Annotated in this window: 20 protein-coding genes and 2 tRNA genes; 14 read left to right on the forward strand and 8 right to left on the reverse strand. The window is 50.4% G+C overall.

The genetic code is table 11. The features are described from left to right. Positions 1-80: 80 nt before the first annotated feature. Together IBX50_RS06880 and IBX50_RS06885 are read right to left on the reverse strand one after the other, a co-directional pair. Positions 81-157 (reverse strand) — tRNA-Asp (locus IBX50_RS06880). A 60-nt stretch (positions 158-217) separates the two neighbouring features. Then, positions 218-293, reverse strand: a tRNA-Val gene (locus IBX50_RS06885). 461 nt (positions 294-754) lie between these two features. Here IBX50_RS06885 and ccoN point away from each other — a divergent pair. From ccoN to fnr, 11 genes are all read left to right on the forward strand, one after another. After that, complete coding sequence (ccoN, locus tag IBX50_RS06890; protein WP_292254493.1) at positions 755-2176, forward strand: cytochrome-c oxidase, cbb3-type subunit I; 1422 nt, start codon at positions 755-757, stop codon at positions 2174-2176. 16 nt (positions 2177-2192) lie between these two features. Continuing rightward, complete coding sequence (gene ccoO, locus IBX50_RS06895) at positions 2193-2801, forward strand: cytochrome-c oxidase, cbb3-type subunit II (RefSeq protein WP_292254495.1); 609 nt, start codon at positions 2193-2195, stop codon at positions 2799-2801. Between the two features lie 4 nt (positions 2802-2805). Next, positions 2806-3000 (forward strand): cbb3-type cytochrome c oxidase subunit 3, encoded by a 195-nt coding sequence (locus IBX50_RS06900; RefSeq protein WP_292254497.1) that lies wholly within the window; start codon positions 2806-2808, stop codon positions 2998-3000. Further along, positions 2993-3991: a cytochrome-c oxidase, cbb3-type subunit III gene (gene ccoP, locus IBX50_RS06905; RefSeq protein WP_292254498.1), complete on the forward strand. Its 999-nt coding sequence runs from the start codon at positions 2993-2995 to the stop codon at positions 3989-3991. The genes IBX50_RS06900 and ccoP overlap by 8 nt, the downstream gene beginning before the upstream one ends. A 215-nt stretch (positions 3992-4206) precedes the next feature. Then, positions 4207-5652 carry a cytochrome c oxidase accessory protein CcoG gene (gene ccoG, locus IBX50_RS06910; RefSeq protein WP_292254500.1) on the forward strand — a complete coding sequence of 482 codons (1446 nt, stop codon included), beginning with the start codon at positions 4207-4209 and terminating at the stop codon, positions 5650-5652. After that, positions 5652-6149 carry a FixH family protein gene (locus tag IBX50_RS06915; RefSeq protein ID WP_292254502.1) on the forward strand — a complete coding sequence of 166 codons (498 nt, stop codon included), beginning with the start codon at positions 5652-5654 and terminating at the stop codon, positions 6147-6149. The genes ccoG and IBX50_RS06915 overlap by 1 nt, the downstream gene beginning before the upstream one ends. Positions 6150-6207: 58 nt before the next feature. Further along, on the forward strand, positions 6208-8700 hold the full coding sequence (locus IBX50_RS06920; RefSeq protein WP_292254503.1) for a heavy metal translocating P-type ATPase: 2493 nt from the start codon (positions 6208-6210) through the stop codon (positions 8698-8700). Next, positions 8697-8930, forward strand: a complete 234-nt coding sequence (ccoS, locus tag IBX50_RS06925) for a cbb3-type cytochrome oxidase assembly protein CcoS (RefSeq protein ID WP_292254504.1) — start codon at positions 8697-8699, stop codon at positions 8928-8930. Before IBX50_RS06920 ends, ccoS begins: the two co-directional genes overlap by 4 nt. After that, positions 8927-9613 carry a sulfite exporter TauE/SafE family protein gene (locus IBX50_RS06930; RefSeq protein ID WP_292254505.1) on the forward strand — a complete coding sequence of 229 codons (687 nt, stop codon included), beginning with the start codon at positions 8927-8929 and terminating at the stop codon, positions 9611-9613. The genes ccoS and IBX50_RS06930 overlap by 4 nt, the downstream gene beginning before the upstream one ends. Before the next feature lie 31 nt (positions 9614-9644). Beyond that, complete coding sequence (hemN, locus tag IBX50_RS06935) at positions 9645-11042, forward strand: oxygen-independent coproporphyrinogen III oxidase (RefSeq protein WP_292254506.1); 1398 nt, start codon at positions 9645-9647, stop codon at positions 11040-11042. Positions 11043-11174: 132 nt separating this feature from the next. Then, entirely contained in the window at positions 11175-11951 is a 777-nt protein-coding gene (fnr, locus tag IBX50_RS06940) for a fumarate/nitrate reduction transcriptional regulator Fnr (RefSeq protein ID WP_292254508.1), read from the forward strand. Positions 11952-12017: 66 nt separating this feature from the next. Here the strand turns inward: fnr and ttcA are convergent, their stop codons facing one another. Continuing rightward, positions 12018-12872 (reverse strand): tRNA 2-thiocytidine(32) synthetase TtcA, encoded by an 855-nt coding sequence (gene ttcA, locus IBX50_RS06945; RefSeq protein WP_292254509.1) that lies wholly within the window; start codon positions 12870-12872, stop codon positions 12018-12020. A gap of 141 nt (positions 12873-13013) precedes the next feature. On the opposite strand from ttcA, the gene IBX50_RS06950 reads away from it, so the two are divergent. Together IBX50_RS06950 and IBX50_RS06955 are read left to right on the forward strand one after the other, a co-directional pair. Continuing rightward, complete coding sequence (locus IBX50_RS06950) at positions 13014-13613, forward strand: DNA-J related domain-containing protein (protein ID WP_292254510.1); 600 nt, start codon at positions 13014-13016, stop codon at positions 13611-13613. A gap of 21 nt (positions 13614-13634) precedes the next feature. After that, positions 13635-14741: a polysaccharide deacetylase family protein gene (locus IBX50_RS06955; RefSeq protein WP_292254511.1), complete on the forward strand. Its 1107-nt coding sequence runs from the start codon at positions 13635-13637 to the stop codon at positions 14739-14741. 67 nt (positions 14742-14808) lie between these two features. Here IBX50_RS06955 and IBX50_RS06960 read toward each other — a convergent pair whose 3' ends face one another. The 5 genes from IBX50_RS06960 to IBX50_RS06980 form a co-directional block, all read right to left on the reverse strand. Then, positions 14809-15429, reverse strand: a complete 621-nt coding sequence (locus IBX50_RS06960; protein WP_292254512.1) for a 3'-5' exonuclease — start codon at positions 15427-15429, stop codon at positions 14809-14811. 5 nt (positions 15430-15434) lie between these two features. Continuing rightward, a complete protein-coding gene (locus tag IBX50_RS06965) occupies positions 15435-17270 on the reverse strand; it encodes a DUF294 nucleotidyltransferase-like domain-containing protein (RefSeq protein ID WP_292254513.1) in 1836 nt (611 codons plus the stop codon). A 114-nt stretch (positions 17271-17384) separates the two neighbouring features. After that, the gene (locus tag IBX50_RS06970; RefSeq protein ID WP_292254514.1) at positions 17385-17891 is read right to left on the reverse strand and encodes a hypothetical protein; all 507 of its coding nucleotides are present in this window, start codon (positions 17889-17891) and stop codon (positions 17385-17387) included. Between the two features lie 101 nt (positions 17892-17992). Then, complete coding sequence (locus IBX50_RS06975) at positions 17993-19744, reverse strand: sodium:solute symporter family protein (RefSeq protein WP_292254515.1); 1752 nt, start codon at positions 19742-19744, stop codon at positions 17993-17995. Positions 19745-19750: 6 nt separating this feature from the next. Further along, positions 19751-20011 (reverse strand): DUF4212 domain-containing protein, encoded by a 261-nt coding sequence (locus IBX50_RS06980; protein WP_292254517.1) that lies wholly within the window; start codon positions 20009-20011, stop codon positions 19751-19753. Between the two features lie 377 nt (positions 20012-20388). On the opposite strand from IBX50_RS06980, the gene IBX50_RS06985 reads away from it, so the two are divergent. Beyond that, positions 20389-24351, forward strand: a complete 3963-nt coding sequence (locus IBX50_RS06985; protein ID WP_292254518.1) for a NahK/ErcS family hybrid sensor histidine kinase/response regulator — start codon at positions 20389-20391, stop codon at positions 24349-24351. Positions 24352-24408: the final 57 nt, after the last annotated feature.

A 24408-nucleotide genomic window follows, 5' to 3' on the forward strand; every position in this document is an offset into this window, starting at 1 on the left:
GCGACCTCCGGCGTGACAGGCCGGCATTCTAACCAGCTGAACTACCGGTCCGCATTGTTTTCCTGAGTCACTGTTATAAGTGGCGGACCGGACGGGGCTCGAACCCGCGACCTCCGGCGTGACAGGCCGGCATTCTAACCAGCTGAACTACCGGTCCGCATAACAGTAACAAACATGAGACAAGGCATTCACAGATCAAATTCGAGCAAACTGTAAATGGTGGGTGGTACAGGGTTCGAACCTGTGACCCCCAGCTTGTAAGGCTGGTGCTCTCCCAACTGAGCTAACCACCCGCCTCATGTGGCTGCGCATTCTACAGCCTTTTTTATCGCTGTCAAATATTTTTTCGCTATTTTTTTCAATCGCTTCTGTGGACCCGCATAATTTTAACCGAGTAAAACACTAGGGAATTAAGCAGGGGAACTTTTTTCCACTGGCTGCATCCATTATCAACAGTAGTTATAGGATTTTAACCAAAGCCTGTGCTTGTAAAAACGTCAATGTAACACACCACCTTTGTCTATGTGTCTGTTTGCCGCATATTCATAATGCATTGAAAAAAAAGGAGTTATCTTAAAAAGCCTTTGCAGCCATCATAAATAAATCATAGAAGTCCCACACTTAGGTTCAGGTCATTCCATCACTGAGATAGAATGAAGCGGATCCATTGACATGTATCATGGCTGGGGAAACCCAGCCCGAGGAAACTTGGCGCTGGATTAATCCAACTTAACTGCTGTAATGGGAACCTGACATGAGCACAGCAATTGAACACCCTACCTATAACTATAAGGTGGTTCGGCAATTTGCCATCATGACTGTGGTCTGGGGTATCGTCGGCATGCTTGTCGGCGTCTGGATCGCAGCCCAGCTGGCATGGCCTGCACTGAACTTTGACCTACCCTGGACTAGCTTCGGACGCCTGCGTCCGCTGCACACCAACGCGGTAATTTTTGCGTTTGGTGGTTGTGCACTCTTTGCAACTTCTTACTATGTAGTTCAGCGCACCTGTCAGACACGCCTGCTGTCTGATGGCTTAGCCGCCTTTACCTTCTGGGGTTGGCAGCTGGTCATTGTGCTGGCTGCAATCACTCTGCCACTGGGCCTGACTCAGGGTAAAGAATACGCAGAGCTGATTTGGCCGATTGACGTACTGATCGCCGTGGTCTGGGTTGCCTACGCCATTGTTTTTCTTGGCACCATCTACAAGCGCAAAACCTCCCACATTTATGTAGCCAACTGGTTCTTTGCTGCGTTTATCCTGACGGTTGCGATCCTGCACATTGTTAACAGCATGGCGCTGCCCACCAGCTGGCTGCACTCCTACTCCATCTATTCTGGTGCAACGGATGCCATGGTGCAGTGGTGGTATGGTCACAACGCTGTAGGTTTCTTCCTGACCGCTGGTTTCCTGGGTATGATGTACTATTTCGTACCCAAACAGGCTGAGCGTCCAGTTTATTCCTACCGCCTGTCGATTGTGCACTTCTGGGCTTTGATCTGTGTGTACATGTGGGCCGGTCCTCACCACTTGCACTACACTGCACTGCCTGACTGGGCTCAGTCAATCGGTATGGCTATGTCCCTGATTCTGCTGGCTCCATCCTGGGGCGGTATGATCAACGGTATGATGACCCTGTCCGGTGCCTGGCACAAACTGCGTACCGATCCGGTACTGCGCTTCCTGGTGGTTTCTCTGTCCTTCTACGGTATGTCCACCTTCGAAGGCCCGATGATGTCCATCAAAACTGTTAACGCCCTGTCCCACTACACTGACTGGACCATTGGTCACGTACACGCCGGCGCTCTGGGCTGGGTTGCCATGATCTCCATTGGTGCCATTTACCACCTGATCCCGAAAGTATTCGACAAAAAAGAAATGCACTCCGTTGATCTGATCAATGTCCATTTCTGGCTGTCGACTGTCGGCACCGTGCTGTATATCGCCTCCATGTGGGTTAACGGCATTCTACAGGGTCTGATGTGGCGTGCAGTCAACGCCGACGGCACCCTGATGTACACCTTCATTGAAGCTGTTGAAGCCAGTCATCCCGGCTTCGTGGTTCGCTGGTTGGGTGGTGTTATGTGGCTGGTCGGCATGCTGCTGATGGCTTACAACGTCTACATGACTGTGTCCAGCAAGGCTTCTGAGAAAGCCGCCGCACAAACGGCCTGAGGAAGGGGTTAGCTGAATGAAACACGATATCGTAGAAAAAAATATTGGTCTGATGGCCGTGCTGATTCTGGTCGTTATCAGCTTCGGTGGTTTGGCAGAGATCGTTCCTCTGTTCTTCCAGGATCAGACCACCAAGCCGGTTGAAGGCCTCAAGCCAGTGAATGCACTGCAACTTGAAGGTCGTGATGTTTACATCCGTGAAGGCTGCTACACCTGCCACTCACAGATGATTCGTCCGTTCCGGGCAGAAACCGAGCGTTATGGTCACTACTCTGTAGCGGGTGAGTTCGTTTACGACCATCCTTTCCAGTGGGGTTCCAAGCGTACCGGTCCTGATCTGGCTCGTGTAGGCGGTCGTTACAGTGATGACTGGCACTATGCTCACATGTACAACCCGCGTGACGTTGTGCCTGAGTCCATCATGCCGTCTTACCCCTGGCTGAACTATGCCGTGCTGGATGGCAGCAATACCGCCACCAAAATGGAACGTCTGAGAATGCTGGGCGTACCTTATACCGATGAAGACATCGCAGGCGCCACGGATGCAGTTCGTGGAAAAACTGAAATGGATGCTCTGGTTGCGTACCTGCAACAACTGGGCACTGTCCTGAAAGAAACACGGTAAGGTTATGGATATTAATGTTTTTCGTGGTCTGATGTCAGTTGTTCTGCTGGTAGCCTTTCTGAGCATTGTCTACTGGGCTTACAGCAAGAACCAGAAGAAACCTTTTGACGAGGCAGCCAACCTGCCTTTTGCTGACGAACCCGAAAACAACCATAACCAGGGTGCAAGCTCATCACTGGAGAAGAAAAAGCATGACTGACCAAGCCATGAGCGGCTTCTGGAGCCTGTGGATTTCTGTAATTACACTGGGTGTAATTGCTTTCTGCTGGTGGCTCCTTTACGCAAACCGCAAAACTGATAAAGCCCCGACTGCCAACGGACAGGTTGAAACAACCGGTCACGCTGCAGACGGTATCGAAGAATATGATAACCCCCTGCCCCGCTGGTGGTTCATCATGTTTATCATCACGATTGTATTCGCTCTGGTGTACCTGGCGCTGTATCCAGGTCTGGGTAATTACAAAGGTGTACTGGGCTGGACATCCATCGGCCAGTGGCAAGATGAAATGGCACGTGCAGAAGAACACTATGCACCCATTTTTGATCAGTACGCCCAGAGGAGCATCGAAGACCTGGCGGGTGATCCTGAAGCCATGCAGGTTGCTGACCGCCTGTTCCAGAACAACTGTGCCGTTTGTCACGGTTCTTCTGCCCGCGGTGGTTACGGCTTCCCAAACCTGACTGACGACAACTGGCTGTATGGTGGTGATGCTGAAATAATTCGCACCTCCATCATCAACGGTCGTAACGGCTATATGCCTGCCTGGATTGAAATGCTGGGTGACACAGGTGTGGACAACATGTCCAACTTTGTTCTGAGCCTGTCTAATCTGGAGCATGATGCAGCCAAAGCAGCAGAAGCAGCGCCGATGTACCAAGCGATCTGCTCCTCGTGCCACGGTGTTAATGGCAAAGGCAGTGCAGCCATGGGTATCGACAGTATTGGTGCTCCTAACCTGACCGCCAACTCATGGTTGTACGTGCAGCCCGGTCAGAGTGTTTATGACTCGGTAGCCTACACCCTGCGCTACGGTCGTAACGGTCTGATGCCTTCGCAGGCACGTTATCTGGACTATGGTGTTGACCTGCCCAACAACCTGAGCAGCCTTAGCCCCAGCCAGAAAGCTGAACTGCTGCCTAAGGTTCACTTGGTTACAGCCTATATTTATAGTCTGAGCAAGGGCAACTAAGCAGCAATCTGTTGTTAAAATCAGGAATGCGGCGGCCTGCCGCATTCCTTTTATTTTTTAAAACGCGCAGAATCAGCAAGTCAGTATAGATCTCGGCCTTTTTTCAGAAAAAAGGTGGCAAGCAAGACCACCCTCCGGAAAACTCCCGTGTGCCTGCTGGCATACAGAAGCTTTCAGATTTACCATGATGCCCATTCCAGCCTGGTGATGATCAAATGACTGATAAAATCCCTACTCAAGATATAACTCCTGTTGACGCAGGCCAGCAACGCAAATCACCAACGACCGGTGGCCCACAGGGAGAGCTGTATGCCAAACGACAGCACATCTATGTCAAACTGGTTAAAGGTCTGTTCCAAAAACTGAGAAGCACGGCTAACTGGGTGCTGATGCTGGGGTTTTTTCTGGGTAGCTTTATCCCTTACGGAGATCGTCAGGCAATCCTGTTTGATCTGCCCAATCGCCAATTCCATATTTTTGGCACCACCTTTTTCCCGCATGATTTTATGCTGCTGGCCTGGTTATTGATCATCCTTGCCTTTGTATTGTTTTTTGTCACCAACTTTGCCGGGCGCGTCTGGTGTGGTTATACCTGCCCACAGTCCGTCTGGACCTGGCTGTACATCTGGGTCGAGGAAAAAACCGAAGGAAGCCCCAACAAACGCAGAAAGCTCGACCAACAGCCCATGAACTCCGAGAAGTTTTTGCGTAAAAGTGCCAAACACTTAATCTGGCTGGTGATTGCACTGGCCACTGCACTGGCATTTCTGGGGTATTTCTCACCAATACGCGACCTGTTACCTCGTGCAGTCGCTTTTGATCTTGGACCCTGGGAGTTTTTTTGGGTCGGCTTTTTTACCCTGTTCACCTACCTGTTTGCTGGCTGGTTAAGGGAGCAGGTCTGTATTTACATGTGCCCCTACGCCCGTTTTCAGGCTGTGATGTTTGATAAAGACACCCTGGTCGTTTCTTACGACACTGCTCGTGGCGAACCTCGGGGTGCTCGTAAAAAATCCGACAATCCTGCAGACAAGGGGCTGGGTTCATGTATTGATTGTGATCTCTGCGTTCAGGTCTGCCCAGTTGGTATTGATATTCGTAATGGCCTGCAATACGAGTGCATCACCTGTGCTGCCTGCATTGATGCCTGTGATCAGGTGATGGATAAGATGGAATATCCTCGCGGTCTGATTCGTTACACTACCGAGGAAGAGCTTGCCGGACGCAAAACAAAAATCCTACGCCCAAGGCTGATTGGTTATTTTGCCGTATTGATCGCGATGTTTGTTGCCTTCAGTGTGGCCTTGTCTGGTCGTATTCCACTGGAGCTGGAAGTACTGCGTGACCGCAACCAGTTGTTAAGGGTCACTTCTGACGGGTTGGTTGAAAACAGCTACCTGATTCGTATTGCCAACATGGATCAGAAAGAACATACCTATGTGCTAACTCTGCACGGTGTTGATGGCGTTGTACTTCACAGTGCAGATGTTTACACTTTGTCCGGCGGTGAAGTACGCCAATTCCCGATACAGGTTATCGGTGATCCCGCAGATTTACCCAAAGCGCCTGCGGTTGATATCGAAATTCGTTTACAATCCCAGCAGGATCCACGCATCAACAGTAGTCGTGATTCCCGCTTCTTTATAAGGGCTGCCCGTTGATGAGCACTAACTCTACTCCCTGGTACAAAAATGGCATGGTCTGGCTGGCTTTTTCGCCAGCCATTGCCGGCGTTGCTGTGGGTCTGTCATTACTGACCATAGGTATCATCCATTACGATGGTCCGGTGCATGAGGACTACTACAAGGAAGGCCGCACCATCAACCAGTCGTTTGAACGGGATCACGTAGCACAACAACTCAATCTGCGAGCCAGCTTACGCTTCACGCAGAGTCAGCTTTACCTCGATCTTTCCGGCGACCTGCAAAAATTTCCTGACCAACTGGTGGTGTTGATGGAAAACCCAACTCGCTCCTCGCTGGACTTTTCTGTGCCGCTGCAACACTTACAGAATGGACGTTATGTCGGCAACCTGCAGCGTAATCCCGAGTTTGACTGGGACGTCAAACTCTACGGCTCTGAACGTGAATGGCGACTGTATGGCCGAGCTCACTTCCCGATGCAGGCACCACTGGAGTTACTTCCCAGTCAGCGCTAAGCTCTGAAATTTAAGTCAAAGCAACTCTGCAACATAAGTAACCAGGACAAAAACACCCATGACACCAGAAGCCTGCTTCCACTGTGGTGAACCCGTACCCTCTGAAAGCCCTTATGTGGTCAAGGTGAATGACAAGATGGAACGCCTCTGCTGCCCCGGCTGCGAGGCAGTTTCCAATGCCATTGTTCTGGGTGGTCTGGAAAGTTATTACAAGTTCCGTACCGAACTGCCGCCCCGCCCCGAACTGAGTGAATCAGAACTGGCCGAACTCCAGGTTTATGATGCACCTGAACTGCTGCAGGAATTTGTGCACCAGTCAGAAGATGGCATGGCAGAAGCGACCCTGGCAATTGATGGCATCACCTGTGCTGCCTGCGCCTGGCTGATTGAACATCAGATTAATCATCTGGAAGGCGTAGAACATACCGCAGTTAATCTCAGCGCCCAGCGCACCACCCTGCGCTGGGACATTAACAAATTGCCCTTCAGCAAACTGCTGGCCGAATTCAAAGCCATCGGTTACAGCGCTTTACCCTGGCAAGCCGATGAACAACAGAAAAAACTTCAGCGGGAACATAAAACAGCCATACGCCGTCTGATTGTTGCTGCCATCGGCTCCATGCAAGCCATGATGTTTGGTATAGCGCTGGAAGCAGGCATGCTGGAAAGTTATATGGAGCAGGAGTTTGTCCTGCTGTTCCAATGGATGTCTTTTCTGGTAACCACCCCTGTTGTGCTTTATTCAGCCTGGCCATTTTTCACCAGTGCCGTGAAAGAACTACAGAATCGCCGCCTGAACATGGATATCCCTGTCTCTCTGGCCATCGGCCTGGGTTATGCGGCCAGTGTCTGGGCACTGATTTTCCGAACGGGTGAACTGCACTTTTATGCCATTGCCATGTTTGCCTTTTTTCTGCTTTTTGGTCGCTATATCGAAATGCGTACCCGGCACAGAATCGGCAGTGGTGGCAATGCCCTGCATGACCTGATACCCCAGGCCGCCATTCTGCTGAATCCGCATAATAACGAAGAGAGCTACATCCCCAGCCGCAATCTGCACCCGGGCGATCAAATACTGGTCAAACCGGGGCACACACTCCCCGTAGACGGAAAAATCATCAGTGGTCACTCCAGCGTGAACGAAGCCACCATGACCGGTGAATACCTACCAGTCTCCTGCCACCCTGGTCATCAGGTGCTGGCGGGCACCCAGAACATCGACAGCCCTTTGATTGTGGAAGTTGAAAAAACCGGTGCGGATGTTCGTCTTGCTGGCATTTCACGACTCAGTGAAAGAGCCATGGCAGAAAAACCCCGGATTGCGGCTATAGCCAATCTGGTTTCACGCTATTTTGTGGCGGCCATTCTACTGATTTCCGTACTGGTTTTTTCAGTCTGGTGGTTCATTGATCCATCCCGTGCCTTCTGGGTTACCCTCTCGGTACTGGTTGTCACCTGCCCTTGTGCACTGGCACTGGCAACCCCAACCGCACTGGCAGTGGCCAACGCCACCCTGGCACGCCAAGGTGTGTTGATAACACGAGGTCATGTGCTGGAAGGCTTGGCAAAAGCCACTCACATCATCTTTGACAAAACCGGCACCCTAACCGAAGGTCGGCTGGAGTTAAAAGAAATTCGCTGGCTGGCGGAAACCTCTGATCCGCGTAAAGAGCAGATCAGCAGTTATGCAGCCGCTCTGGAGGCTCAATCTGAACACCCCATCGCCCGTGCTTTTGCAGAAAGCCGTGATAAAGATCTGATTGCCAGTGATATCCAGGCACACACCGGCCAGGGATTAAGTGGCAAAATTCAGGGTCAGAACTATAAACTGGGCAGAGCTGATTTTGCCTGGCAAGCACAAACACTGACCCCACCAGCCGAAGAAGGCCAATGGCTGCTATTTGCAGATGACCAGAACCCACTTTGCTGGATACGTCTGAGTGATCAACTGCGACCTGATACTCAGGCCATGCTGGCTGAGCTGAAAAAACTAGGAATGGAGGTAGAGCTGCTTTCCGGTGATCAACAAGGATCAGTGGAAGCCATTGCCAATGAACTGGGTATTCAGCACTTTACTGCCAGCGCCAGCCCGGAAAGAAAACTCGAACGCCTGCGTGAGTTACAACAACAGGGTAAACAAGTCGTCATGGTCGGCGATGGTGTCAATGATGTTCCTGTGTTGGCCGGCGCCCAGGTTTCGATTGCCATGGGGGACGCCACCGACCTGGCTAAAACCAGTGCGGATACTCTGCTGCTGTCCAGTCGACTGATCCGTATCCCAGAAGCCATACGCAAGGCAAGGATGACCCGGGTTGTTATTATGCAGAATCTTGCCATCTCACTGGGTTACAATCTGATGGCTTTACCGGCTGCATCCATGGGGCTGATACCACCCTGGATGGCAGCACTGGGCATGACCACCAGCTCACTGATTGTTGTATTTAATGCTCTACGCCTGCGCGACAAAGCCAGTGAACAGCGAATCAGTGAGCAGAAAAAAGTCACTGCCGAAATCAAACTGCCCGTTGCAACCCATGAGGCACACTCTTGAATATCCTGTTTCTGCTGATCCCGCTCTCTATTGTGCTGCTTAGCCTGGCGATCTGGGCTTTTTTCTGGGCGGTCAAAAATGACCAGTTTGAAGATATGGAGGGACCCGCTTATTCCATTCTTTTTGATGAAGATGAAAAAAAACCGGATAGTGAACCTGCCGCCGATTCTGACAAACAAACCGAAACAGAACAGGCTAAAGACAAAACAGCAGATCAGTCACCTCAATGACTGAGCTGCTGGCTGCCGGGCTGATCACCGCCCTGATTGCCGGGCTGCTGGGTGGAGGGCACTGCATTGGCATGTGTGGCGGCATTGTCAGTGCCCTGAGTTTTGCACTTCCCCCCAGCCGTCGTCATCCGGCACGTATTGCTGCTTTGATGCTCAGTTATAATATCGGACGTATCAGCAGTTATATTCTGGCTGGTCTGCTGGTTGGTGGGCTGGGGCAATTACTGGTTGGTCAAATCCAGCCAATCACCACCCTGCTTGGCTGGCTGGCAACCATCATGCTGGTGCTGATGGCGTTTTACATCGGTCAGTGGTGGACAGGATTAACTCGCGTAGAAGCACTGGGTAAACACCTCTGGCGTTATCTTGAGCCTCTGGGACGACGACTGATGCCAGTCAGCCATCCGGGACAAGCACTGCTGATCGGATTGATCTGGGGTTGGTTACCCTGCGGGCTGGTTTATTCCATGTTACTGCTGGCACTCAGCAGTGGCAGCAGTTTTAATGGTGGGCTGCTGATGCTGGCTTTTGGTCTGGGTACACTACCTACCCTGCTGGTCACCGGCAGTCTGGCACGTCAATTGACCAGCCTGCTGCGACAGCCACTCTGGCGACAACTTTCAGCTCTGCTGCTGCTGGGTTTTGCCATCTGGCAAGCCTTGCCTTTGCTGGGTCTGAAGTAAACTTTTAATGACAGAACAAGAGATATAACGGATGAACCAAGTCGATTTTAATACCTTTGAGTGGAACCCCGAACTGGTGGATCGTTATAATCTTGCCGGCCCCCGTTACACCTCTTATCCAACCGCGCCTCAGTTCCATGATGCTTTTGGCTCAGACGAATTCACTCATGCCCTGATCGAAAGCAATGCCTCACAGGCTCCCTTGTCGCTGTATTTCCATATCCCCTTCTGCGCCAAGGTTTGTTTTTATTGTGGTTGTAATAAAATTGCCACCAAAGATACCGGCCGTTGTGAACCCTACCTGCAAAAACTCTATCAGGAGATGGATCTGGTCGCTGCCAGAGTGGATACTCAGCGCCAGGTTAACCAGCTGCATTGGGGCGGTGGTACACCCACCTTCCTGTCCAGTGAACAAATGCGCGAGCTGATGCAGGAAACCCGCAAGCGCTTTAACCTGCGTGATGATGATCTGGGTGATTACTCGATTGAGATCGACCCCAGAGAAATTCAATCCGATACCCTGCCGCTGTTGCGCGAGCTGGGCTTTAATCGTATGAGCTTTGGTTTGCAGGATCTGAACCTGAAGGTTCAAGAAGCAGTAAATCGTGTACAACCCCGCGCCATGACTGAAAATGCGCTGATACAGGCACGAGAGCTGGGTTTTCGTTCACTGAATCTGGATCTGATTTACGGACTGCCCCACCAGACACCTGAGACTTTTGCAGCCACGCTGGAAGAAGTCATTGAAATGAATCCAGATCGTTTATCCGTTTTTAACTATGCCCACCTGCCGGAACGCTTTAAACCTCAGCGTCGGATCAATGCTGACGACCTACCCAGCCCGGAAGACAAACTGACCATTCTTGAACAGACCATCACCCGTCTGATCAAAGCCGGTTATGTGTACATCGGCATGGATCACTTTGCCAAGCCAGATGACACACTGGCAGTAGCACAACGAGAAGGCCGCCTGCACCGTAACTTTCAGGGGTACACCACCCACTCCGACTGCGACCTGATTGCCATGGGGGCTTCATCCATCAGTCAGGTTGGCCCGACCTACGCCCAGAACCACCACGATACCGAAGGTTATGAGGCAGCCATAACAGAAGGGCGCTTTTCAACCCTGCGTGGTCTGCGCCTGAATCAGGACGACATCATTCGCCGTGCGGCCATCAACCAACTGATTTGCCATTTCACACTGGATGGTGATGCTTTTGGCAAACAACACCAGATCAACTTTGCTGAGTATTTTGCTGCCGAGCTGCAACAACTGCAACAGCATCAACAGGATGGGCTGCTGCAAATCACTGGCAATCAGTTAACGGTAACCCCTGCCGGTCGCCTGCTGGTACGCAGCATCTGTATGGTGTTTGATGCTTATTTGGATCAAGCTTCTCTGGGTCGTGCTTTCTCAAGAATAATTTAATGTTATATTGCCAGCCCGACAGCTCTTTCGGGCTGTGATGCTACCCGGACATCTCATTGCCACAAAGCAAAACTCATGGTAAAACTATTTGAGTTATGTCACGGTTTAAATAATTACAAGGGAGTAAGTGTGATGCCCAGCAGACAACAAAAAGGGAACTGCATCAACCTCAGTAAAGAAACACGTTGCATGACCTGCAGCCTCAGCTCTCTTTGCTTACCCTTATCATTGAACCTTGAAGATATTGATCAGCTGGATCGCATCATCAAACGCCGCCAACCGCTTAAAAAAGGTGAACACCTGTTCCGCCAGGGTGATTCATTTGATTGTGTTTATGCTGTGCGCTCCGGCAGTTTAAAAAACTACATCATGACCAATGAGGGTGAAGAGCAGATCACCAACTTCCATCTTCCCAGTGAGCTGGTCGGTCTGGATGGCATTGATTGCACCAGTTACCCCATTTCATCCAAAGCACTGGAAACCACTACCGTCTGCGAAATTCCTTACAGCCGTCTGCAAGAGCTTTCACATGAGCTGCCCGATCTGCGCAAACAGATTTTCAGCAGCATGAGCAAAGAAATTCGTGACGACAAACAGATGATGTTACTGCTGTCCAAAAAGAATGCTGAACAGCGGGTGGCCACCTTTCTTGCTAATCTGTCATCCCGCTTTAAACGCCGTGGTTATTCGCCTTACACCTTCCGTCTGCCGATGTCCCGTAACGAAATTGGTAACTACCTGGGGCTGGCTGTTGAAACCGTCAGCCGGGTCTTCACTCGCTTTCAGGCCACCCAAATGATCGCTGTTAATGGCAAAGAAGTTCATATTACTGATCGACAGCAACTACTTGATATTGCTGGTCTGACAGAATGTTATGCAGAAACCGGAACAAAACTGGTGGCATCCTGATCAACGACTGGCGACAGGAAAGGAATCCAATTCTACAGACAAATGGCATTTGAAGAAGAATAAACCTTAAACTTCCGTTGCCAGAGTATCAATCAGCCGAATGCGGTCTGACATGGCTCTGGCACGTTGCGCCTCAAGCCCGGCAAAATCAAAAATCCGTGTATCAGCCAACTGTGAGGGAGCAATATTCTGCAGGGCATTGTTCATGGTTTCGATCCGCCCTGGAAAGCGTTTTTCCCAATCCAGCAGCATCTCCTTGATTACCTGACGTTGCAGATTATCCTGCGAGCCACACAGGTTGCAGGGAATTATCGGGAATTGCATCATCTCGGCAAACTCGGCAATATCCTTTTCCCGGCTGTAAGCCAGCGGACGAATCACTATATTCTTCTGGTCATCAGACAACAGCTTGGGTGGCATGGATTTGATGCTGCCACCAAAAAACAGATTCAGGAACAAGGTTTCCAGCATGTCATCACGGTGATGGCCCAAAGCAATTTTGGTCGCTCCGATTTCTTCTGCAAAACCATACAGGGTGCCACGACGCAGCCTGGAGCACAGACCACAGGTGGTTTTCCCTTCCGGGATTTTTTCTTTAACAATGCTGTAGGTGTCTTTTTCCAGAATATGAAAAGGCACACCCAGCTGCTCAAGGTAGTCCGGTAGTATCTCTTCAGGAAAACCCGGCTGCTTCTGATCCAGATTCACCGCCACCAGCTCAAAGCGGATTGGTGCACTCTTCTGCAATCCCATCAGGATATGCAGCAGGGTAAAAGAGTCCTTGCCACCGGATAGACAGACCATAACCTTGTCGCCTTCCTGTATCATGTCGAAGTCAGCAATCGCCTGACCTGCCTCACGGCGCAGACGCTTCTGTAACTTATTGAACTCTTTTCTGGCTTTGGGAAGCAATTCCTGCATGGCGATGTACCGGTTACTCAGTGATCAGAGGTGGGCAAGTTAACCAAAGCCGTATTAAATGTAAATGCCTGAAGCGTTTTCTATCCTGCCCAGCCCTGCTAACATCACCCTACCAACCGGAAATTAAGGTCTTATATCAACATGACAGCGCTACAGGAAACACGACTCTTTGAAGACCTGATCGAAGTTCTGCGCAGTTTTCCCGAAGGTGTCAACGAACACGCCCTGCTCAAGGTGCTGGATGAAAAGGGAACCGTGACGCTTGAGCCTGACACCTTCACAGATAGCGTCAAATTGTTTCGCACCCACTTCCTGTTATACAACGCCCTTTATCAACTGCGTGATGAACTCTGGAGAACCGGCAAGGGACATCTGGAAATCACTGCTGTCAGGATGCAACTGCAACCCTATAATCCAGGCAGTCCATCCATTCACCAGCATGATCCAATGCGTGACTACTACCTGGATATGGACATGCTGGAAAAAACCACCCAGCAGGATATCGAAAGCGCCCTGAACAACTTCTGGAAGCGACTGCACGAAGAAACTGTTTTCACCGGCGGTGGTCTCAAAGCCAAAGCACTTGAAGCCCTTGGGCTGAGAGAAGGTGTTACAGCGCAGGAAATCAAGATCAGTTACCGACGACTGGCCATGCAGCACCACCCGGATCGTGGTGGTGATCAGGAAAAACTGCAACAGATCAACGAAGCCATGGAAGTGCTGCGCCCCCTGCTCAAATAAACCATACAACAAGGATCAACCATGTCGATCAGAATCATCTCATTATTACTGCTGGCTGTTGTATTCTTTTCCAGCAACCTGTCTGCCAACACGCCTGAAACACCCCCTGTTGCGGATCGGTTTCATGCCGCTATCCTGATGTACCATCATGTTAGTACTCGCACACCCCCATCCACCAGCACCTCACCCGCCAATTTTGTGGCTCATCTGGACATGTTGGAGCGGGATGGTTTTCAGGTCTGGCCGCTGGATCGAGTGGTACAGCACCTGCAGCGCCGTCGCCCGATGCCAGACAAAATTGCAGTGATTACCTTTGATGACGGTTACATCAGTGTTTATGAAGAAGCCCTGCCAATTCTGAAAGCGCGTGAGCTCCCTTTCACCATTTTTGTTAATGCTCAGCCAATCGAAGAAAAACGCCCTTTACACATGAGCTGGGCACAACTCAGAGCAGCAAAAGACGCTGGTGCTATTATTGCCAATCACACCCTCAGTCATACACATATGGTGCGCAAGCTGGATGATGAAAGCCAGCAAGACTGGCAGACACGCATGACTCGTGAGATAGAGGAAAACCAGCAATTGATCGAAAAGAACCTGGGTGCTACACCCAAGTATCTGGCCTACCCCTATGGTGAATACACCCCGGAATTACAAGAGCTGGTTCGGCGCCTGGGTTATGTCGGTTTTGGTCAGCAATCCGGTGCAGCCAGTCCCTTCACTGGCATGACGGCTATTCCCCGTTACGCAGCTAATGGCCTGTCAGCCAATCCCAGCAGCCTGCGTACCAAACTTCATGCCCTACCCTTCCCCTTAGCCTCAGAGGAGCCAGTATCCACTGTACTGGATGGTAGAAACCGTCGCCCGGAATTAAAGTTTACCATTTATCCCGGTGATTACCGCCTGCAGCAGTTGCGTTGTTACGGGCCGGATGCACAATTACTACAGGTCACCCGCCGCACTCTGGAGGACGAGCGGATTGAGATCACCGTAAATTCTGACAAGGATCTGCATACCGGTCGCCCGCGTTACAACTGCACGGCACCCCACGCCACAGAAAACCGCTTCTTCTGGTTCAGCCGCCAGTGGCTAATGCCCAACCCTGATGGCAACTGGTATAACTTTTAATACCTGGCACTTATCCAAATAAAAACCGCCAAAATGGCGGTTTTTTTTACTACATCCCTACCACTATTCAGGTAGGGATAGGACCTTTCAGCAGGCGCACATACATCAGCGCTGTTGTAACGGCATCACCCAGAGCGGTATGGCGCTGCCCCACCATCGGGATACCCAATTTTTCAGCAATTTTTTCAAAGTGCAGATCAGGCATCAGCTCGGGATTGGCTCGTTTGACCTTGTCCAGATAACAGTTGGACAGTTCAATGGTTTTATTCGGCAGGCTGAAGCCAAAGCGCGGGCGGATAAAACGATTCAGTACCGTGATGTCGTAGTTGATGTAATAACCCATGATCGGGCGATTACCGACAAACTCCAGCAACTGACGCAAAGCATCACTGAGGATTTCACCACCCAACAGATCCACTCCACGGATGTGATGCACCTTGATCGAATCTCCGGTCAGGCTTTCTGGCTTCTGCAGTTTGATGTCGATTTTTTCGCTGGTCAGTACCTGTGTGCCTTTTATTTTTACGGCGGCTATAGATACCAGTTCAGCTTTCTGCGGGTCGAGATCCGTCATTTCGCAGTCCAGAGCAACAACTTCATCCCCTTCGTAGGTATCAAACATAAAGGAGAATTCACCGTTTTTCTGGCTCCAACGATCTGTTGCTGTTCTTATTGTTTTCAGCACCATGTTGTTTACCTCTCAAGATGATAACGATGTGACATCCTTGACTTGAACTCTTTCACCAGATGCAGCGCTTCACGCAGTAGGTCGCGATCCAGTTTGTTCAATTCCACCGCTGTGATCAGGTTAGCCTCATCTGCATCAGCCTGTCCTTCGGCTGCTTTAAGCTGTTGCTGCAGCCGTAAACGACTCATGACAGCCAGAGCTTCTGAAAGATCATCAGCAAAATCTTTCTTGATTATGCGCTGTTCAGCCAGTTTTTCCAGCCGGACAAAAGTATTGGTTTCACGGATTTTATGCTGCAGCGCCATGCTGCGAACACCATGTACAATCGGGAAGATACCGCCTTTTTTGATATCCATACCATCCGAGCTTTTTAAACCACCAAAAAAGGTCAGTGGGGTACTGAAGCGACGCAGCGGCATGGCAAAATAAGAATAAAACACATCGTTACCAGCCAGTTTTTCGTACAGGGATTCCCGCACCCGGTTAAACAGCTGTTCATCACCAGCAACGGCATGAGCATCCACAAAAATGGCAAGATTCATCAGGCCGGTTCCTTCCACCGAACCACACCACTTTTGCAGGCGTTTTGTCCAGTCTGATTCCCGCATCACCCATTCCGGGTTGGATACCATGATGTTGCCTTTACACAGCGGATAACCAAAATCCAGCAGGGTCTGGGTGAACTTCTGCATGACCTTGCCACATTCCGGCCAGTCCAGATCATCGGCCAGAATCAGTGCATTATCCTGGTCAGTTTTGAGTACCTGCTCACCACGGCCTTCACTACCCATCACCAGCAGGCACATCTTATTCTGGATTTCCTGCGGCACCAGATATTCAAATGCCTTGGCAATAATACGGCCATTCAGTGCCGCCAGCAGATCCATGGCAAAACGTATTTTCACACCCTGAGAAACCAAGCCACTGATCAGGGCGGTAGTACCACGAGCAGCACGCGCCAACTCATCCAGGTTGGCTGCGCGTTCAATTTGCAAACCGATAACATGTGATTGACTGGAGAAGAAACTCAGCACATCAGTCAGCTCAACCAGACCGGCCAGTTTGGAGCCATCAAACACCACCACACGCTGAATTTTGTGGCGGGTCATCAATACCAGTGCATTAAACAGGAAGTCATCTTTTTGTACGGTCAGCAGGTTATAACTGGCCAGCTCACAGATATCAGCATCCAGTGTCATGCCTTTTAACACCACACCCTCCAGCAGATCCGTGCGGGTCACTATGCCAAACTGACTGCCTTTGCGTACCAGCAGGCAATCAGCATGCTGCTCACGCATGGTACGAGTTGCCTGGGTAATGCTGGTGCCGGAATCCAGCACAACCGGCTCTTTCAGTACCGAGGCACCTACTTTTGCCAGCATAAAGGCTGACATGTCACTGCCACCCTGCTGTTGACTACGACGGCTTTCTAGCAGACGGGCTTTTTCTGTCAGTGAGTTCTGGAAGTAAGCAGCAAAAGCTTCGTTGTCTTCTATCAGTTTCTGGAAAACGGCTTTTGGAATCAGCCAGGCAATCGTTTCTTCTAGAGTGCAGAAGGTATAACGGCTGGTACCGTTGATGATGCTGATGGCACCAAAAAGATCTTCCTGGGCGTATTCTCTGATGACCCCTCCATCAGGGTCTGTCTCAGCAAGGCGTGGATCAATTTCTGCCACGGCCCCTTTCATCACCACAAAAACATATTCACTGGACTGACCGGCCTCGATGATTATTTCATTCAGGCCAAAATAACCGATATCCAGGCGAGTCAATAATTGGTGCTGGGATTCTTCTGTCAACAGGTCAAAAGGGGGATGAGACAGATCAAACTCATTGCTCATGCTATTTTCCTTATTTTCATAAGCTGATGCTGCAGCACTAACGACCGATAACGGAAGTTAGACATCACTTGAATCTAACAAACCCCCACCCTTGTCGAAAGATGTACTTTAGTCTCAGAGGCAAACTGCACGGTAAAGATCTGTTGTCGGTGCAAAAACCTGCATACCACTCAGCTTTAACTCACCGCTTTCACTCACGGGAATGCGTTCACCGGTATTGCAGTTCAGCAGATACGCCTGGTGCGTCAGACGATCCATATATTCTTTTTCAAAACGATAAATAACAAACTGGGCAATTTTCTGCTCACCACTTTGCACCACGTCCATATTTTCGGTATCCACCAGACTGAACGCCTGGGTCATTGGATAAATATAAGTCCAGGGACGCCAGAAATTTGTACCTTGCTCCACCTCAATTACCACTGAACCAGCAGGTAAAAGTGTTCGTTTATGTTCCATCCAGGTGTATTCATTAACCACCTGATAACTCAACATCCCGATACCGGCACAAACAGGAATGATCCATTTTGGCAGGGTTTTCCTGCTCAGGGTGCGCAACAGGAAACCAATACCCGCTGATCCAAGGCCCACAAACACCAGTGCGATCAAATGCCAGAACATAGAACTTTTTTCCCCTGAAAATAACACGGGCTTCCACCAGGGAAGCCCGCTTTGGTTCAACCCGTTGCAGAATCAGCTTCTGCGTACAGGCTTATTATCACTTAGTGATCTACAGCTGCGCCAGCACCTTTCGGGTAACGCACGCTTTCAACCAGATCCTGAATGTGCTGTGGAGGTTCTTCAGTTGCATAAGACACACCGAAGGCCACTGCAAAGTTGATCATCGCACCAACCGCACCGAAGGACAGCGGGGAGATACCGAACAGCCAGTTGTCAGGAGTATTCGCCAGCGTATTGGTACCTGGGATGAAAAACCAGCCCAGGAAGGTGAAGATGTACACCAGAGTGGTCAGCAGACCAGCCAGCATACCAGCAACTGCACCTTTACTGTTCACACGCTTGGAGAAGATACCCATCATCAGAGCCGGGAAGATGGAAGCAGCAGCGATACCAAACGCCAGCGCTACCGTCTGTGCCGCGAATCCGGGAGGATTCAGACCCAGGTAGGTTGCCAGCAGGATCGCACCACCCATCGAGATACGTGCAGCAAGCATCTCGCCTTTTTCAGTGATGTTCGGGTTAATGGTATTTTTGATCAAGTCGTGACTGATTGCAGAAGCAATTGCCAGCAACAGACCCGCCGCTGTAGACAGTGCCGCAGCAATACCGCCCGCCGCAATCAGACCAATAACCCAGCTTGGCAACTGCGCAATTTCAGGGTTAGCCAGTACCAGAATATCGTTGTTTACAGTCAGCTCGTTACCAGCCCAACCACGATCAGACATATCAGCAGCGTTGTTGTAGAACTGGATACGACCGTCATTGTTTTTGTCTTCAAAACGTACCAGACCGGTTTCTTCCCAGGTTTTAACCCACTCTGGACGATCTTCATACAGCAGTGCTGGCTGATCAGTACCATCAGGGAACATGGTGGTAATCAGGTTCAGACGTGCCATGGACGCAACAGCAGGTGCAGTGGTGTACAGAAGAGCAATGAAAATCAGTGCCCAACCTGCAGACCAGCGAGCATCAGCTACTTTAGGTACGGTGAAGAAACGGATAATTACGTGTGGCAGGCCAGCTGTACCAATCATCAGAGACAGGGTGAACAGCACCATGTTCAGTTTGTTGGATACGTCAGCAGTGTAATCACGGAAACCGAGATCACGCACAACCATGTCCAGTTTTTCCAGCAGAGGTATACCGGACTCAATGTGAGTACCAAACATACCCGTCTGTGGCAGAACATGACCAGTCAGCTGAATGGAGATGAATACCGCAGGAATGGTGTAAGCCACAATCAGTACCACGTACTGAGCAACCTGAGTGTAGGTGATGCCTTTCATACCGCCAAATACGGCGTAGAGGAATACAATCAGGGCTGCAATCCAGATGCCAGCAGTGCTGCTGACTTCCAGGAAGCGGGAGAAAGCCACACCGGCACCGGTCATCTGGCCGATTACATAGGTTACCGATGCAATGATCAGACAGGCTACTGCAACCAGACGTGCACCACGGCTGTAGAAACGATCACCGATGAAGTCAGGCACTGTGAACTTGCCGAACTTACGCAGGTAAGGAGCCAGCAGCAGTGCCAGCAGTACGTAACCACCAGTCCAACCCATCAGGAACGAGGAGTTGATATAACCAACGGACAGCAGACCTGCCATGGAGATGAAGGACGCTGCAGACATCCAGTCAGCTGCAGTAGCCATACCGTTAGTGACAGGGTTTACACCACCGCCGGCAACGTAGAACTCTTTGGTCGATCCGGCACGTGCCCAGATCGCGATACCAATATAGAGGGCAAAGGAAGCACCCACGAACAACAGGTTAATTGCAAATTGACTCATGTGTGCTTACTCCTCAAGGCCAAGTTCTTTATCGAGCTTGTTCATCTTCCACGAGTAGAAGAAAATGATGCCGATGAAAGTGAAGATTGAGCCTTGCTGGGCAAACCAAAAGCCCAGATCCGTACCACCGACTGCAATGCCGGACAGCATTGGACGAAGAAGTATGCCGAAGCCGTAGGATACAAGAGCCCAGACAACCAGGCTCCACAGGATCAGGCGAAGGTTCGCTGACCAGTATGCAGCAGCATTTGTTTTATCATCTGCCATAGTATTGCTCTCCGCTTATTGTTATTGAGAGTTGGGGAATTCCACTGCGTTTGAGAAAATTCCAGGGTTGATTCTGCAAAATTAACCTCGTGAATAAAAGCCCCGACCTTAGTCTTACTGATCAACTCAAAACCCAGCAAAAATCAAAAAGCCATTAAAAACAATAGACTGTATATTTTATACACTTGCAAACCCGGTCAATCTGACACACTTACAGAACCATAGTCTAAGAGTTTATTTCACTTTAAGGTGTTGAAAAATCTGCCTCAGAGCACAGCAGCCGGGCATTTTGCTGTCGGATTGACAACATCCCTCTGAATTATGATGAAAATTTAAGCATAATAGCCCTCTGTTCAACACCCTTGAGAGACTCAACCATGTTTGCTGGCTGGCAACTTTTTCTGCTTTCCGTCACCTATCTACTGCTGCTGTTTGCCATTGCCTGGCAGGGTGACCGCAAAGCACGCCGTAACCCCCAGCAAAAAAGTCGCCCCTGGATATATAGCCTTGCACTCACGGTGTATTGCACCTCATGGACTTTTTATGGTGCCGTTGGTCAGGCTGCCGGTGGTGGCTGGTTATATCTGAGTATTTTTATCGGCCCGATTCTTACCTACTTTTTTGCCTGGCCGCTGATCAGAAAAATGTTTCGGGTCAGCAAGGCACAGAACATCACCTCCATTGCGGACTTCATTGCCTCACGTTATGGCAAATGGCAACTGCTGGCCGTAATCGTGACTGGTTTTGCTCTGGTTGGCACCCTGCCTTACATCGCCCTGCAATTAAAAGCAGTTGCCATAGCTTATGAGGTGCTGACCAGCTTCCCAGGGAGCAATATCACCAGCAATCCTGGACTGGTTCCAGTTTTGTCGGATACAGCATTTCACGTTGCACTGGTGCTGGCAGTTTTTGCCATTCTGTTTGGTACCCGCCATATTGATGCCACCGAGCATCACGAAGGTCTGTTGCGTGCCATTGCTTTTGAATCCCTGATCAAACTCTTTGCCTTCCTTGCTGTGGGTATGATGGTGACCTGGGTCTATTTTAACGGTTTTACTGATCTTCTGAACAAAGCCGAGTTTTTTCGGCCACTGGAGAGCCAGCTCAACACCTCTGCTTTCACTCAGGGTTTTGTGGCACAAACGCTGCTTGCAATGGTGGCGATTATCCTGCTGCCACGGATGTTTCATGTCACGGTGGTAGAAAATGCTCACCGTGATGATGCCCGTTACGCCCGTTGGTTTTTGCCGGTGTATCTGACACTGTTTGCGGTGTTTGTAATGCCCATTGCTGCAGCGGGTCTGATTACCTTCCCCGATGGGCGGGTTGAGTCAGATACCTTTGTATTAACCCTGCCACTGGCTTTTGATGCCGGCTGGCTGGCTTTGCTGGCTTATATTGGTGGTTTTTCTGCTGCAACCAGTATGGCGATTATGGCAACGGTTGCTGTCAGCATTATGATTTCCAATGAAATTGTGATTCCCTTCCTGTTAAAAACCCGCTGGACCAGCAGCACCTCCCATCAGGATTTTGGTCGTTTTGTGCTGCGCATCCGCCGCCTGACCATGCTGGCTGTTATGCTGCTGGGATATCTCACCTATCGTACCATTGCTGAATTCAACTCACTGGCTGCCACGGGTTTTCTGGCTTTTGCTGCCATCGGTCAACTGGCTCCAGTGGCACTGGGTGGCATTATCTGGAAGCAGGCCAACCGCTGGGGCGCACTGGCCGGTTTATTAACTGGGGGGCTGCTCTGGTTTTATACCCTGTTGCTGCCAAGCCTGGCGACAGCGGGAGTCATTGGCGGAGGATTGTTAACTAATGGCCTGCTGGGTTATGACTGGTTACGCCCTACTGCACTTTTTGGTATCACCAGCATGGATTTTTTCACTCAGGGTGTATTCTGGAGCCTCAGTGGCAACTTGTTGGCCTTTGTATTGGTATCACGCCTTACCCGACAGCGGGTGATTGATCGCATCCAGGCATCAGCTTTTGTTGATAATCTGGAAATCAAGCCTTTAAAGACGTCCCGTTTATGGAAAGGCTCCACCAATATCGGTGATTTAAGGCTACTGGCGGAACGCTTTGTGGGTAATCCGGCCGTACATCGAGCTTTCCGCGATTATGCCTTTAAACGCAACCTGCCCCCCCTGCGTGATGAAGACCCCGCCAGCATTGAATTAATCCAGTTTACTGAACGTCTGCTAGCCGGTGTGCTGGGCGCATCATCCGCTCGCATCGTGATGAGTTCGGCACTGCAGGGTAAGGAAATCAAAATCTCTGATGTGATTTCCATAGTGGATGAAGCCTCTCAGGTACTGGAATTTAACCGCAGTCTGCTGCAATCCACCATCGAAAACCTGTCACAAGGTATTAGCGTGATCGATCAGCACCTTAATCTGGTGATCTGGAATCAGCGTTATCTAGAGCTGTTCCACTTCCCTGACAACTTTATCCGGGTCGGTCGACCTGCCGTGGAGTTGTTTCGTTACAATGCGGAACAGGGTGAATACGGCCCTGGTGACCCGGAAACCCATGTCCAGCAACTGCTAGACAATATCCGTGAAGGAGAACCTCAACGGTACGTGCGTTACCGCAAGGATGGCAGTGTGCTGGAAATTCATGGCAATCCTATGCCCGGTGGTGGTTTTGTTTATAGTTACCAGGACATTACCCAGCAGAAAGAAGTAGAAGAAGCCCTGATCCAGTCAGAAAACAATATCCGTATTTATACCGACAACGTACCGGCACTCATTGCCTATTTTGATACTGACCGACGCTACCTATTTACCAACCGGGCTTATGAAGAAGCCATGGGTATTGATCGTAATCAGGTGATTGGCCAACCCGTTTACAAGGTGTTACCGCCACAGGAATACGAAGCACGTAATCCTTCTATGCGCGCCGCACTGGAAGGCCGCCGCCAGACTTTTGAACTGGAGCTGCCGGGACGTAGTCACAGCGTGCGTTATGCCCTGGTCACCTATACCCCGCACATTGCTGAATCGGGTGAGGTACTGGGATTTTTTGCACTTTATCAGGATATTACCGAGCGGCGCCTGGTCGAAATCGCCCTGCAGGAAACCAACGAACACCTGGAAGAACGCGTGCGTGAACGGACACTGGCGTTATCCGAGTTAAATAGTGCCCTGTTTAAGGAAAACCAGGTACGCGCCCGTGCTGAAGAAGACATGCGTGTTGCCAAACAACAGGCTGAAGATGCCAACACCTCCAAGACCCGCTTCCTGGCGGCAGCCAGCCATGACCTCTTGCAACCACTTAATGCAGCTCGCCTGTTCACTTCCGCACTGTCTCAGCAGATTGAAGATCCTGAGTATAAAAAAACCACCAGCCATATCGACAACTCATTAAAAGCAGCCGAAGAATTACTCAGCACTCTGCTGGATATCTCCAAACTGGATGCCGGTGCCTTCCTGCCCAGACTGAGTGACTTCCCGCTCAGTGAGATACTGGAACCACTTAAGGCTGAGTTTAGTGTAATGGCTGCTGAACGGGATCTACAACTCAGACGGGTAAAAAGCAAAGCCTGGGTACGCAGTGATACTCAGATGTTACGCCGCATCCTGCAGAACTTTCTTTCCAATGCCTTGCGTTATACCGGCGAAGGACGCGTGCTGATTGGTTGTCGGCACCATGGAAATCAACTAAGTATAGAAGTTTGGGATACCGGGCCAGGCATTCCTGATAGTCGACTGAGTGAAATTTTTCAGGAGTTTCGCCGTCTGGATACACCGGACAAACGCAATGAAAAAGGCTTGGGTCTGGGATTGTCGATTGCAGAACGTATGTCACGGGTGCTGGATCATCCTATACGGGTACGCAGCTGGCAGGGACAAGGCACGGTGTTTTCTGTCTCTGTACCAGTCGTTCCCCCACAACAGACCCATACCGGTTTTTTACCGGGTAAGCGCAATTTTAACAAACTGGATGACCTGCAAATTTTCTGTATTGATAACGAACCGCTGATTCTTGAAGGCATGCAGGCGATGTTAAAAGGCTGGAAGTGCAAGGTAGCTACAGCAGAAGGTCTGGATGCTGCCCTGCAGAAGATTTTGACCCTGCCTGAGTTACCAGAGATCTATCTGGCAGATTACCACCTGAACAATGGTCAAACCGGTGTGATGGCATTGCAGGCCATAGAAAAACAATTACAGGAAAAAGTTAGCGGCATTGTCATCACTGCAGATAGAACCGATGAGATTGCCAATGAGGTGAGTGATGCAGGGTTTATGCTGCTGCATAAACCCGTTAAACCTGCCGCCTTACGCGCCATGATCACTCGCTTAATGCAGACACGTAGACGCCAGCAAGCTGGCTGACCGACCAAACAACAAGGGTCAGCCAGAGGTTTTGCCAGAGACACTAACCAGAAACGC

The sequence above is a fragment of the Marinospirillum sp. genome (assembly GCF_014859565.1).

Bases quoted from the DNA above. Each gene is read 5' to 3' on its own strand.
- ccoO (WP_292254495.1), top strand. From the start codon at position 2,193: ATGAAACACGATATCGTAGAAAAAAATATTGGTCTGATGGCCGTGCTG.
- IBX50_RS06970 (WP_292254514.1), bottom strand. From the start codon at position 17,891: ATGTTCTGGCATTTGATCGCACTGGTGTTTGTGGGCCTTGGATCAGCG.
- IBX50_RS06975 (WP_292254515.1), bottom strand. From the start codon at position 19,744: ATGAGTCAATTTGCAATTAACCTGTTGTTCGTGGGTGCTTCCTTTGCC.
- fnr (WP_292254508.1), top strand. From the start codon at position 11,175: ATGCCCAGCAGACAACAAAAAGGGAACTGCATCAACCTCAGTAAAGAA.
- IBX50_RS06955 (WP_292254511.1), top strand. From the start codon at position 13,635: ATGTCGATCAGAATCATCTCATTATTACTGCTGGCTGTTGTATTCTTT.
- IBX50_RS06920 (WP_292254503.1), top strand. From the start codon at position 6,208: ATGACACCAGAAGCCTGCTTCCACTGTGGTGAACCCGTACCCTCTGAA.
- ccoN (WP_292254493.1), top strand. From the start codon at position 755: ATGAGCACAGCAATTGAACACCCTACCTATAACTATAAGGTGGTTCGG.
- IBX50_RS06930 (WP_292254505.1), top strand. From the start codon at position 8,927: ATGACTGAGCTGCTGGCTGCCGGGCTGATCACCGCCCTGATTGCCGGG.
- IBX50_RS06980 (WP_292254517.1), bottom strand. From the start codon at position 20,011: ATGGCAGATGATAAAACAAATGCTGCTGCATACTGGTCAGCGAACCTT.
- IBX50_RS06965 (WP_292254513.1), bottom strand. From the start codon at position 17,270: ATGAGCAATGAGTTTGATCTGTCTCATCCCCCTTTTGACCTGTTGACA.
- IBX50_RS06985 (WP_292254518.1), top strand. From the start codon at position 20,389: ATGTTTGCTGGCTGGCAACTTTTTCTGCTTTCCGTCACCTATCTACTG.
- ccoG (WP_292254500.1), top strand. From the start codon at position 4,207: ATGACTGATAAAATCCCTACTCAAGATATAACTCCTGTTGACGCAGGC.
- hemN (WP_292254506.1), top strand. From the start codon at position 9,645: ATGAACCAAGTCGATTTTAATACCTTTGAGTGGAACCCCGAACTGGTG.
- IBX50_RS06960 (WP_292254512.1), bottom strand. From the start codon at position 15,429: ATGGTGCTGAAAACAATAAGAACAGCAACAGATCGTTGGAGCCAGAAA.
- ttcA (WP_292254509.1), bottom strand. From the start codon at position 12,872: ATGCAGGAATTGCTTCCCAAAGCCAGAAAAGAGTTCAATAAGTTACAG.
- IBX50_RS06915 (WP_292254502.1), top strand. From the start codon at position 5,652: ATGAGCACTAACTCTACTCCCTGGTACAAAAATGGCATGGTCTGGCTG.
- ccoP (WP_292254498.1), top strand. From the start codon at position 2,993: ATGACTGACCAAGCCATGAGCGGCTTCTGGAGCCTGTGGATTTCTGTA.
- IBX50_RS06900 (WP_292254497.1), top strand. From the start codon at position 2,806: ATGGATATTAATGTTTTTCGTGGTCTGATGTCAGTTGTTCTGCTGGTA.
- IBX50_RS06950 (WP_292254510.1), top strand. From the start codon at position 13,014: ATGACAGCGCTACAGGAAACACGACTCTTTGAAGACCTGATCGAAGTT.